At 53.4% G+C, this 12512-nt stretch carries 10 protein-coding genes; 2 read left to right on the plus strand and 8 right to left on the minus strand.

Annotated elements, in window-relative coordinates; translation table 11 throughout:
• Positions 1-63 precede the first annotated feature (63 nt).
• Together cysI and cysJ are read right to left on the minus strand one after the other, a co-directional pair.
• Positions 64-1776, minus strand: coding sequence for an assimilatory sulfite reductase (NADPH) hemoprotein subunit (gene cysI, locus JSN25_RS00745; protein WP_069324551.1), 1713 nt, complete (start codon positions 1774-1776; stop codon positions 64-66).
• Positions 1776-3575 (minus strand): NADPH-dependent assimilatory sulfite reductase flavoprotein subunit, encoded by a 1800-nt coding sequence (cysJ, locus tag JSN25_RS00750; RefSeq protein WP_085048821.1) that lies wholly within the window; start codon positions 3573-3575, stop codon positions 1776-1778. The genes cysI and cysJ overlap by 1 nt, the downstream gene beginning before the upstream one ends.
• A 438-nt stretch (positions 3576-4013) precedes the next feature.
• Here cysJ and queD point away from each other — a divergent pair, with 438 nt between their 5' ends.
• Positions 4014-4376 (plus strand): 6-carboxytetrahydropterin synthase QueD, encoded by a 363-nt coding sequence (gene queD, locus JSN25_RS00755; RefSeq protein WP_006687049.1) that lies wholly within the window; start codon positions 4014-4016, stop codon positions 4374-4376.
• Positions 4377-4423: 47 nt separating this feature from the next.
• Here the strand turns inward: queD and queE are convergent, their stop codons facing one another.
• The 3 genes from queE to JSN25_RS00770 all read right to left on the minus strand — a co-directional run bounded on the left by queE (position 4424) and on the right by JSN25_RS00770 (position 7412).
• Positions 4424-5095, minus strand: coding sequence for a 7-carboxy-7-deazaguanine synthase QueE (gene queE / locus JSN25_RS00760; protein ID WP_038633185.1), 672 nt, complete (start codon positions 5093-5095; stop codon positions 4424-4426).
• A 71-nt stretch (positions 5096-5166) separates the two neighbouring features.
• Entirely contained in the window at positions 5167-5856 is a 690-nt protein-coding gene (locus tag JSN25_RS00765) for an N-acetylmannosamine-6-phosphate 2-epimerase (protein ID WP_121529492.1), read from the minus strand.
• On the minus strand, positions 5856-7412 hold the full coding sequence (locus tag JSN25_RS00770; protein WP_085048931.1) for a maltose/glucose-specific PTS transporter subunit IIC: 1557 nt from the start codon (positions 7410-7412) through the stop codon (positions 5856-5858). Before JSN25_RS00770 ends, JSN25_RS00765 begins: the two co-directional genes overlap by 1 nt.
• Before the next feature lie 165 nt (positions 7413-7577).
• Here JSN25_RS00770 and JSN25_RS00775 point away from each other — a divergent pair, with 165 nt between their 5' ends.
• A complete protein-coding gene (locus JSN25_RS00775) occupies positions 7578-8402 on the plus strand; it encodes a MurR/RpiR family transcriptional regulator (protein ID WP_087856940.1) in 825 nt (274 codons plus the stop codon).
• 55 nt (positions 8403-8457) lie between these two features.
• Here the strand turns inward: JSN25_RS00775 and eno are convergent, their stop codons facing one another.
• The 3 genes from eno to mazG form a co-directional block, all read right to left on the minus strand.
• Positions 8458-9756: a phosphopyruvate hydratase gene (eno, locus tag JSN25_RS00780; RefSeq protein ID WP_003034129.1), complete on the minus strand. Its 1299-nt coding sequence runs from the start codon at positions 9754-9756 to the stop codon at positions 8458-8460.
• An 86-nt stretch (positions 9757-9842) separates the two neighbouring features.
• Entirely contained in the window at positions 9843-11480 is a 1638-nt protein-coding gene (pyrG, locus tag JSN25_RS00785; protein ID WP_005130912.1) for a glutamine hydrolyzing CTP synthase, read from the minus strand.
• A 224-nt stretch (positions 11481-11704) separates the two neighbouring features.
• The gene (gene mazG / locus JSN25_RS00790) at positions 11705-12496 is read right to left on the minus strand and encodes a nucleoside triphosphate pyrophosphohydrolase (RefSeq protein ID WP_085048930.1); all 792 of its coding nucleotides are present in this window, start codon (positions 12494-12496) and stop codon (positions 11705-11707) included.
• Positions 12497-12512 lie beyond the last annotated feature (16 nt).

The following is a 12512-nucleotide window of genomic DNA, read 5'->3' on the forward strand; positions in this document are numbered from 1 at the left end:
TATGCCTGATAGCGCTACGCTTATCAGGCCTACAAAACCGTCGTGTCACCAGGCAAAGGGAACTTATTCCCAGAAATCACGTGCTGGATCGAGCACCGGGCGAATGATGCCCGCACGCACCGTAAAATCGCCGAAGCCTTCACCCGCTTCGCGCTCTTTCGCCCAGCGCCCAACCAGTTCGTCAATGGAATCGAGAATTTCCGCTTCCGTAATATTTTCGCGATACATACGCGGAATACGCGTTCCCATGCGGTTGCCGCCCAGATGCACGTTGTAACGCCCCGGGGCTTTGCCCACCAGACCCAGCTCCGCCAGCATCGCGCGGCCACAGCCGTTCGGGCAGCCGGTCACGCGCATCACGATATGCTCGTCAGGAATGCCGTGTTTTTCCAGAATCGCTTCCACTTTGTCCGTAAACGACGGCAGGAAACGCTCGGCCTCCGCCATCGCCAGCGGACAGGTCGGGAACGACACGCAGGCCATCGAGTTTTCACGCTGCGGTTTCACCGCATTCATCAACCCGTGGTCGCGTGCCAGCTTCTCGATCTTCGCTTTCTGGCTTTCCGGCACGCTGGCAATAATCAGGTTCTGGTTAGCGGTGATGCGGAAATCGCCTTTGTGGATCTTCGCGATCTCCAGTAAACCGGTTTTCAGCGGACGTCCAGGATAATCCAGGATACGACCGTTTTCGATAAACAGCGTCAGGTGCCAGTTGTTGTCGATCCCTTTCACCCAACCGATGCGATCGCCACGACCGGTAAATTCATACGGGCGGATCGGCTCAAACTTGATCCCCGCGCGGCGCTCAACCTCTTCCTTAAAGGTGTCGATACCGACGCGCTCCAGGGTATATTTGGTTTTCGCGTTTTTACGGTCGGTACGGTTACCCCAGTCACGCTGGGTCGTCACCACCGCTTCGGCCACGGCCAGGGTATGCTCCAGCGGCAGGAAGCCGAACTCGCTTGCCGTACGCGCGTAGGTTTTCTTATTACCGTGCTCAATAGACAGACCACCGCCGACCAACAGGTTAAAGCCCACCAGCTTGCCGTTTTCGGCAATCGCCACGAAGTTCATGTCGTTGGCGTGCAGATCGATATCATTCTGCGGCGGGATCACCACCGTGGTTTTAAATTTACGCGGCAGATAAGTCGCGCCGAGGATCGGTTCTTCGTCGGTGGTGGCGACCTTCTCCTGATCGAGCCAGATCTCCGCATAGGCGCGGGTGCGCGGCAACAGATGTTCAGAGATCTTTTTCGCCCACTCGTAGGCCTCGGCGTGCAGCTCGGACTCATACGGGTTGGAGGTGCACAGCACGTTACGGTTCATGTCGTTGGCGGTCGCCAGCGCGTCCAGCCCGACGGAGTGCAACATCTGATGCACCGGCTTGACGTTCTTCTTCAGAATGCCGTGGAACTGGAAGGTCTGACGGTTGGTCAGACGGATGCTGCCGTAAATCGTGTTGTCAGCGGCGAATTTATCGATGGCCTTCCACTGGGTGGTGGTGATCACCCCGCCCGGCAGACGACAGCGCAGCAACATCGCATGGCGCGGCTCCAGCTTCTGCTCGGCGCGCTCGGCGCGAATGTCGCGGTCATCCTGCTGGTACATGCCGTGGAAACGAATCAGCAGGAAATTATCGCCGTGAAAACCGCCGGTCAGACCGTCATTCAGGTCTTCCGCGATGGTGCCGCGCAGGAAATTACTTTCACGCTTCATGCGCTCGGCGTCAGTCAGTTTGCCTTCGACCACTAAAGGCCCTGGGTATTTTTCGCTCATTAGTAGACATCTCGCTGATAACGGCGCTCAACGCGCAGCTCACTTAAAAATTCATCCGCCGCTTCGATGTCCATTGCACCGAACTCAGCAATCACTTCCAGCAATGCTTTTTCGACATCTGCGGCCATGCGCCTGGCGTCGCCGCAGACATAAATGTGGGCACCGTCATTAATCCAGCGCCACAGCTCCGCGCCCTGTTCGCGCAGTTTGTCTTGTACGTAGATTTTTTCTTTTTGATCGCGGGACCAAGCCAGATCGATACGGTTCAGCACGCCTTCTTTCACGTAGCGCTGCCATTCGACCTGGTAGAGGAAGTCTTCGGTGAAGTGCGGGTTCCCGAAGAACAGCCAGTTCTTACCTTCCGCACCGTCGGCGGCGCGCTGCTGCATAAAGGCGCGGAACGGCGCGATACCGGTGCCCGGACCAATCATAATCACCGGGGTCTGCGGGTTCGCCGGCAGGCGGAAGTTGTCGTTGTGCTCAATGAACACGCGCACTTCGCCCTCTTCTTCCACGCGGTCGGCGAGGAAGCTGGAAGCACCACCGGCGCGGGCACGACCTTCGATGTCGTAACGCACGACGCCGACGGTCACGTGCACTTCGCTTTCAACTTCCGCCTGTGAAGAGGCGATAGAGTACAGGCGCGGCGTCAGTGGACGCAGCAGGCCGATTAATGCTTCGGCATCAAGCTGTGCCGGGGAGAAACGCACCATATCGACGATTGGCGTGGTAGCCGCATACTGCTGAAGCTGGGCTTTATCGCCCACCAGCGGCAGCAGCGATTCACTGCGCGTCAGCGTGGCGTAGTTTTCCACGATATTCGCGGTGTTGACCGTCAGCTCAAAATGCCACTCCAGCGCTTCGGCCAGCGGCAGGATTTTTCCTTCCACCGTAACCGGCTCATCCCCTTTCAGCCACAGCAGTTCAACCAGCTCTTTCACCAGAGCCGGATCGTTCTGATACCACACGCCCAGCGCGTCGCCCGGCTGATAACGCAGGCCGGAATCACCGAGATCGATTTCGATATGGCGGACATCTTTTTCCGAGTTACGACCGGTAATTTTCTGGTTCACCGACAAGGATGCCGTCAGCGGCGCTTCTTTGGTGTATGGGCTGGTATGTACTTCATTTACCGCACCGCTCGCTGCAACTTGTACAGACGGTGCTGCAGGCGCACGCGCTTTTAGTACATCAACCAACCGGGCGCGCCACTGCGCGGCAGCGGCCTGATATTCGACGTCGGCATCTACGCGATCGAGCAGACGTTCACCGCCAAGCTCAGCCAGCTTGCTGTCGAAATCTTTACCGGCCTGACAGAAAAATTCGTAAGAGGTATCGCCGAGAGCAAACACGGCGAAAGCGGTGTTATCGAGTTTCGGCGCTTTTTTCGAGAACAGGAATTTATGTAACGCCACAGCTTCTTCCGCTGGTTCTCCTTCTCCCTGAGTCGATGCCACCACAACCAGCAACTTTTCATTGGCGATTTGTTTGAATTTGTAGTCGCCGGCATTGATCAGAGTGACATTGAGCTTCGCGGCAATCAGATCATCGCGCAGGGCTTCCGCCACACGACGCGCATTGCCGGTTTGCGAGGCGGAGATAAGCGTAATCCCCGGCATTTCGGCAACAGGCGCAGGAGCCGCTGCATTCGCCCCCGGCTGCTGATTCAGCACGCCCCAAAAATAACCAGAAACCCACGCAAGCTGCGCGGGAGTGAAATCGGTCGTGGCCGCCTGAAGGCGAGCCAGTTGCTCCGGGTTTAGCGGTAGCAGAGCGGAAGGTGGGGCCTGTGTCGTCATGCGTTGTCATGTTCCAGTAAGCAAAGCTGTTTTTCGTGCCCAAATGGCACCAAAAAAAGAAATGAAAATACTCTAAATAATTCGAGTTGCATGAAGGCGGCAAGTGAACGAATCCCAGGAGCTTACTGAAGTAAGTGACTGGGATAAGAGAGTGAAGCCAACACACATGCAGCTCGAAGTATGACGAGTATTAGGTTAACGGCGGGCATAGTAACAACTAAAGAAGGGATAGAAATAACAAATAACCAAATGAACTAACCTGTTTTAGTTATAGTTATTAACAGCAAAATCGATTTAATAAGCCTTTGATATATAAATGGTTATTGAACATTATCTTTATGAATGGATTGTTCTGATACTCTGCGCCCTTTTAACTAATGATAAAATTTGCTCTTTACGGTACCCTACGGCGGTTTTTCGCATTCTTGAGAGTAAAAAATGTCCACCACCTTGTTTAAAGATTTCACCTTCGAAGCCGCTCACCGCCTGCCGCATGTACCGGAAGGGCATAAGTGTGGTCGCCTACATGGTCACTCATTTATGGTGCGTCTTGAAATTACCGGTGAAGTCGATCCGCATACCGGTTGGATCATGGATTTCGCAGAGTTAAAGGCGGCGTTTAAGCCGACTTATGACAGACTTGATCACTACTATCTGAACGATATTCCAGGCTTAGAAAACCCAACCAGCGAAGTGCTGGCAAAATGGATTTGGGATCAGGTAAAACCGGTTGTCCCTCTGCTGAGCGCAGTGATGGTAAAAGAGACCTGCACAGCGGGTTGCGTGTATCGCGGCGAGTGATTGTGACTTTGCCGGATGGCGATGCGAAGCCCACCCGGCAAAATTTATCAGGCAATATTCAGGTATTTATGGGTCTGCATCGACAGACGCCAGTTACGCGCGATACAGGTATCAATGCACAGACGCGTCGCGTCTTCTTTCTGGCTGATTGGCTGTAAGGCAATAATTCGCGGCTTATCATCGCTCAACGTTGCCAGCAGTTCATCCAGCGCTTCAATATCGCGAACGCGGCCGACCGGATGTTTGATTTCATTCGCGCGCTCCAGCGCCTGTGACAGCACATCATAACCACCGCGCATATTCACCTTCGGCGATACGGTCACCCAGGTATTCGGCGTACAGCGTACTTCGTGGGTACCGCTGGTTTCAATCTGGCAGCTAAAGCCGTTCTTTTCCAGCAGGTCAGTCAGCGGCATCAGGTCATGAATGCAGGGCTCACCGCCGGTGATCACCACGTGACGGGCGGTATAGCTCTGACGCTGAATAACAGCCAGCAAATCTTCGCTGCTCGCCGCGCCCCACTTATCGCTCTCTTTCGTTTTAGCCAGGATGCTGTACAGGGAGACTTCCCGATCCTCAAGCTTATCCCAGGTGTGTTTGGTATCGCACCAGGCACAGCCAACCGGGCATCCCTGTAAACGAATAAAAATGGCGGGGACGCCGGTAAAGTAACCCTCACCTTGCAGGGTCTGGAACATCTCGTTAATCGGGTACTGCATAGCGTTCTCAATATGGGGATAAACGCTAATTATCGCAGATCCCCGCCAAAGTATCATGCCCCATCGATGCTTTACGAGGCGATCGCCGCGACAAAGCGTGCCGTTATCTGCTGCGGACGCGTGATAGCGCCTCCAACCACCACAGTATGCGCGCCTAATGCCAGGCAACGTGCGGCGCGTTCCGGGGTATCGACGTTACCTTCCGCCACAACCGGTATGGTGACCGCCGCCAACACCTCACGTAAAAAACCGCAGTCGTTTTCCGCCAGCACATGCCCGGCAGTGTCGGCGGTATAGCCATAGAGCGTGGTGCCCACGCAGTCAAAACCCAGCTGCTCGGCTGTTACCGCCTCATCGACGGTGGCGATATCCGCCATCAGCAGTACGGACGGATAGCGGGCGCGGATTTGCGTGACCAGCTCTTCCAGCGTTTGCCCACCGGGGCGCGGTCGCGCTGTCGCATCCAGAGCAATAATTTCCGGCTCAACGGTCATCAGTTCATCCACTTCCTGCAGGGTGGCCGTGATAAATACATCGCTGCCCGGATAATCGCGCTTGATAATCCCTATTACCGGCAGGGAGACGCTCTCTTTGATCGCGCGAATATCTACCACGCTGTTCGCACGGATACCTGCCGCACCGCCCTGCGCTGCCGCCAGCGCCATACGCGACATAATAAACGGGCTGTGCAGGGGTTCATTTTCCAGCGCCTGGCAGGAGACAATTAATTTACCTTTCAGGGAATCCAGTACAGTTTTCATCACGATAAGATCTCTTCGACTTCATTTTTAATGATGGTGACATGCGGGCCATAAATCACCTGAACACCGTTGCCGCGAATAATTACGCCGCGCGCTCCGGTCGCTTTCAGCGCAGCTTCATCAACCTTGCTGCTCTCTTTCACCGTCACGCGTAAGCGTGTGGCGCAACAGTCCACCTCTTCCAGATTCTCTTTGCCTCCCAGCCCGGCGATGACTGCCGCTGCGCGTTCGCTCTGAGGCAGACCGGACTCCACCTGGGCAGCGCTCTCACGCCCCGGCGTCAGCCAGTTAAAGCGGTTAATCAAATAACGGAAGGTGAAGTAGTAAAGAAAGAACCACGGCACCCCAACCAGGGGGACGTACATCCAGTTGGTTTTCGCTTCCCCCTGTAGCACGCCGAAGAGGAGGAAATCGATCAGTCCCCCCGAAAAGGTTTGCCCAATAGTGATATGTAAAATATGCGCCATCATAAACGCCAGACCATCGAAGAAGGCGTGAATGACATATAACACCGGAGCCACAAACAGGAAGGAGAACTCAATAGGCTCAGTGATGCCGGTCAGGAAAGAGGTCAGGGCCGCTGATAGCAACAGTCCGGCGACAAGCTTTCTGTTCTCCGGTTTTGCCGTGTGGTACATCGCCAGGCATGCGCCAAGCAGGCCAAACATCATGGTGATAAAGCGCCCGGACATAAAGCGCGAGGTACCAGCATAAAACTGCTGCGTATTCGGATCGGCAAGTTGGGCAAAGAAAATACGCTGGGTGCCTTCGACCAGTTGACCGTTGACGATTTCGCTCCCGCCCAGCGCCGTTGTCCAGAACGGCAAATAAAAGATATGGTGTAAACCCAGTGGGCCAAGCATACGCAGAATGAAACCGTACAGTAGCGTCCCCAGATAGCCCGTCGCATCCACCAGACCGCCCAGTCCAAAAATGAGCTTCTGGAAATGCGGCCACACCACCGTCATGATCGCCCCCACCACAATCGCGGCAAGCGAGCTGATAATCGGTACAAAACGCGAACCACTGAAAAAGCCAAGAAACTGAGGGAGTGAGACTTTATTGAAACGGCTATGCAGCGCGCAGGTGACCAGACCAATCACGACCCCACCAAACACGCCCGTTTCCAGCGTCTGAATGCCCAGCGTCATTCCCTGGCCCACAGCACCTGGATTCTCGTGCGCCAGCGTTCCGTTGAGCGTTAACAAAGCATTGATGGTGGCATTCATCACCAGAAAAGCCAGCAATGCCGCAAGGCCCGCCGTGCCTTTATCCGTTTTCGCCAGTCCCACGGCAACACCAACCGCAAAAAGCACCGACAGGTTGGCAAACACGATAGAACCCGCGCTGGTCATGATCGTGAAGATTGCCTGCAGCCAGTCGACATTCAAGAAAGGGTAGGCCGTCAGCGTATTGGGATTCGACAAAGCCCCTCCAATCCCCAACAACAACCCCGCTGCGGGCAATACCGCAATCGGCAGCATGAACGATTTGCCGAACCGCTGCGCTTTTTCAAACCATGCGCCTGACGAAGCGCCGCTAAATATTTGCATCATTTTTTCATCTCCCCGATCATTGATGAAAATTTTTACCATAATTAATTTTAAAAATGAAAATTACCATCAAAAACCAGGACGCCGATCATACTTTTTTAAAATGACTGGCATCTCTCCCCTGCTTTCCGCCACACTATCGGCAGAGAAACGCATTAAGGATTTTGCATGTCAGAAAATGAAAACCTGCTGCTGAGATTGCGCCAGGGCGTTGATGGATATAGTCGAACTCAACAAAAGCTGGGAGAGTTTGTGCTTAGCGATCCGGCAAGAGTGGTCTATCTGACGATTACCGAACTGGCGCGTGAAAGCGACACCAGTGAGGCGAGCGTCACGCGTCTGTGCCGTACGCTGGGGTGTAAGGGCTATAACGAATTTAAGATGGCGCTGGCACTCGACCTCCGGCAAGGAGAGCCGGTAGAGCACAGCGGTGATGAGATTGACAATGTGGTCAATGAATCCGTGCAAGCGCTGCAGGACACGGCAAAATTACTCGACAGAACATTACTGGAAGCAGCCGCTCTGGCGCTGCATCAGGCTCAGTCGGTACAAATTTATGGCGTAGCGGCCAGCGCTATTCTGGGGGAATATTTACATTACAAACTCCTGCGCCTCGGCAAACCCGCGCAATTGTTCAGCGACATGCACCGTGCTGCTATGAACGCTACAACGCTAAGCAAAGATACGCTGGTAGTGGCGATATCCAGTTCGGGATCCACGCGCGATCTGCTGCATGTCGTAAAGCTGGCGCGTAAGCAAGGTGTACGCGTACTGGCGCTAAGTAATACACCGCGTAGTCCACTGGCATCGCTGAGTGATATTCAACTGGTCGCAGCCAAACCAGAAGGTCCGTTGAGCGCCGGCGCGCTAAACGCCAAGGTGGGTGTCATGCTGTTGGTGGAACTGCTCACCACGTCGCTGATTGGACTGGATGAAAAGTACAGCGATGTGAGCCAGCAAACGGCGAGTGCGACCTTACCACTACTACTTTAAAGGCATAAAAAAACCCGCCGCAGCGGGTTTTTACGTTAAGAGTTAAAGAACAGGATTACGCCTGACCTTTGATCTCTTTACGACCGTTGTACGGAGCTTGTTCGCCCAGCGCTTCTTCGATACGAATCAGCTGGTTGTACTTAGCTACGCGGTCAGAACGGCTCATAGAACCGGTTTTGATCTGGCCAGCAGCGGTACCAACAGCCAGGTCAGCGATGGTAGCGTCTTCAGTTTCGCCAGAACGGTGAGAGATGACAGCGGTGTAGCCAGCGTCTTTCGCCATTTTGATCGCAGCCAGAGTTTCGGTCAGAGAACCGATCTGGTTGAATTTGATCAGGATGGAGTTAACGATGCCTTTTTCGATGCCTTCTTTCAGGATTTTGGTGTTGGTTACGAACAGATCGTCACCAACCAGCTGGATTTTGTCGCCCAGAACTTTAGTCTGGTATGCGAAACCGTCCCAGTCAGACTCGTCCAGACCATCTTCGATGGACACGATCGGGTACTGTTTGGTCAGTTCTTCCAGGAAGTGGGTGAATTCTTCGGAGGTGAACGCTTTGTTGCCTTCGCCAGCCAGAACGTATTTACCGTCTTTGTAGAATTCAGAAGCTGCACAGTCCATCGCCAGAGTGATGTCTTTGCCCAGCTCGTAGCCAGCTGCTTTAACCGCTTCAGCGATTACAGCCAGAGCTTCAGCGTTGGAGCCCAGGTTCGGCGCGTAGCCGCCTTCGTCACCAACTGCAGTGTTCATACCTTTAGCTTTCAGAACTTTAGCCAGGTTGTGGAACACTTCAGAACCCATACGTACGGCTTCTTTCAGAGTCTTAGCGCCAACCGGCTGAATCATGAACTCCTGGATGTCGACGTTGTTGTCAGCGTGCTCACCACCGTTGATGATGTTCATCATCGGAACCGGCATGGAGTATTTGCCCGGAGTACCGTTCAGTTCAGCGATGTGCGCATACAGCGGCAGGCCTTTAGCAGCAGCTGCTGCTTTGGCGTTCGCCAGGGACACAGCCAGGATGGCGTTTGCACCGAAGTTGGATTTGTTTTCAGTACCGTCCAGATCGATCATGATCTTGTCGATGCCAGCCTGATCTTTAGCATCTTTACCCAGCAGAGCCTGAGCAATTGGGCCGTTAACAGCTGCAACAGCTTTCAGTACGCCTTTACCCATGAAACGGGATTTGTCGCCATCGCGCAGTTCCAGTGCTTCGCGGGAACCAGTAGAAGCACCTGACGGAGCTGCTGCCATACCAACGAAACCACCTTCCAGGTGTACTTCGGCTTCAACAGTCGGGTTACCACGGGAGTCGATGATTTCACGACCGATGATTTTAACGATTTTGGACATTAGGTTTTCCTCAGTACAAGTTAAACTAAAACTCCAGACAAACAATGCACCCGAATGGGTGCATTGCCGTTCTAACTTTTTACTTCTTACTTCGCCTGACGCTTCTGATGTTCACTGGCGGCTTTCACAAAGCCGGCAAACAGCGGGTGCCCATCACGTGGCGTGGAAGTAAATTCCGGGTGGAACTGACAGGCCACGAACCACGGATGATTCGGTACCTCGATGATCTCGACCAACTGATCATCACCGGAACGGCCTGCAACACGCAGACCAGCAGCTTCAATCTGTTTCAACAGCATATTGTTGACTTCGTAGCGGTGACGGTGGCGTTCAACGATTGTCGGCGTGCCGTACAGTTGACGGACCAGGCTTTCATCGCTCAGCTGACACTGCTGCGCGCCAAGACGCATGGTGCCACCCAGATCGCTCTTCTCGGTACGGACTTCGACGTTGCCGTCTTCGTCACGCCATTCGGTAATCAGAGCCACCACCGGGTACTTACAGTCTGGCACAAATTCCGTGGAGTTGGCGTTGTCCATACCCACTACGTTACGCGCAAACTCAATCAACGCAACCTGCATACCCAGGCAAATGCCCAGATAAGGAATATTGTTCTCACGCGCAAAGCGCGCCGTCGCGATTTTACCTTCAACACCACGGTAGCCGAAGCCGCCTGGGATCAGGATAGCATCAAGACCTTTCAGGATCTCAACGCCGCGCGTTTCGACATCCTGCGAATCGATCAGCTTGATGTTGACGGTGACACGATTCTTCAGACCACCGTGTTTCAGCGCTTCAATCACTGACTTATAGGCGTCCGGTAGTTCAATGTACTTGCCGACCATACCGATAGTCACTTCACCTGCCGGATTCGCTTCTTCGTAGATAACCTGTTCCCATTCTGACAGATTAGCTTCCGGACAGTTCAAGCTGAATCGTTTACAAATATAATCGTCAAGGCCCTGGGATTTCAACAGGCCCGGAATTTTATAGATGGAATCGACATCTTTCAGAGAAATCACCGCTTTTTCCGGAACGTTACAGAACAATGCAATTTTCGCACGTTCATTCGCCGGAACTGCGCGATCGGAGCGGCAGATCAGGATATCTGGCTGAATACCGATAGAAAGCAGCTCTTTTACAGAGTGCTGAGTCGGTTTCGTTTTGACTTCACCTGCCGCCGCCATGTACGGAACCAGCGTCAGATGCATAAACAGCGTGTGCTCACGGCCAATTTCTACGGCCATTTGGCGAATCGCTTCAAGGAACGGCAGAGATTCGATATCCCCAACGGTTCCGCCGATTTCGACCAGAACAACATCATGACCTTCGCCGCCTTCCAGAACGCGCTCTTTAATTGCGTTGGTGATATGCGGGATAACCTGAACAGTAGCGCCCAGATAGTCGCCACGGCGTTCTTTACGCAGAACGTCAGAGTAGATACGCCCCGTGGTGAAGTTGTTGCGGCGGCTCATTTTCGTACGGATGAAACGCTCATAGTGACCCAGGTCCAGGTCGGTTTCAGCGCCGTCTTCGGTAACGAACACTTCCCCGTGTTGGATTGGGCTCATAGTACCCGGATCGACGTTGATGTACGGATCCAGTTTCATCATGGTCACGTTGAGGCCACGGGCTTCAAGAATGGCTGCGAGGGAGGCTGCGGCAATGCCTTTTCCCAGAGAGGATACGACCCCGCCGGTCACAAAAATATAGTTCGTTGTCATGCTGGACCTGAGAAGTTAGGGTGAAACGATGGAATTACCAAGACGGGAAAGTAGTATACCCGAACATGACGAGCGCCACAAACTTTCATTATCCCTCCTCTTCACCAGGCTCACATTAACATCGGGAGTGAGAAAATAGCCCCTTTGGGGTAAATGTTTTTGACGTAAATCAAGCGCTTGTTATTTAAAAAATCACACAAAACGCCCTTGACCGACGAAATCCCTTAGAGATCAATTTCCTGCCGTTTTACCTGTTGCCAGACTTCTTCCATCGTTTCCAGATCAACACCCGTCATTTCCAGACCACGAGCAGCGACAATTCGCTCAACTTCACGAAAACGTCGTTCAAATTTCTCGTTCGCTTTTTGTAACGCAGTCTCGGCTTTTGTCCCCAGATGACGAGCCATGTTGACTGTGGCAAACAGCAGATCGCCCATTTCCTCCTCCAGTTTAGCCTGGTCGACAACAGCCTGCTTTGCCTCAAACATGACTTCGTCGATCTCTTCATAAACCTTGTCGACAACCGGTCCTAATGTTTTCCAATCGAAGCCAACATTAGAGCAGCGTTTCTGGATTTTCTGGGCGCGCATTAACGCCGGTAAACTGCGGGGAATATCGTCGAGTGCGGAATGCTGTGCTTTCCCGGCGCGTTCTTCGCTTTTAATTTGCTCCCAGCGGGTTAGCACTTCAGTACTGTTGCTGGCAGAAACATCAGCGAATACATGCGGATGCCGGCGTTCAAGCTTATCGCTGATGGCGGCGCAGATATCATTGAAATCAAAACGGCCTTCTTCCTGCGCCATCTGGGCATAAAACACCACCTGGAACAGCAGGTCGCCGAGCTCTCCGCGCAGATCGTCGAAGTCTTCACGCGCAATCGCATCCAGTACTTCATAGGTTTCTTCGAGAGTGTAAGGGGCAATAGTGGCGAATGTCTGCTCTTTATCCCACGGACAGCCGTTTTCCGGGTCGCGCAAACGCTGCATAATACCGAGCAGTCGATCGATTTGGTTCATGTGAAAATCCTGAAAT

The organism is Citrobacter cronae (genome assembly GCF_016893685.1).
GTDB lineage: Bacteria > Pseudomonadota > Gammaproteobacteria > Enterobacterales > Enterobacteriaceae > Citrobacter > Citrobacter werkmanii.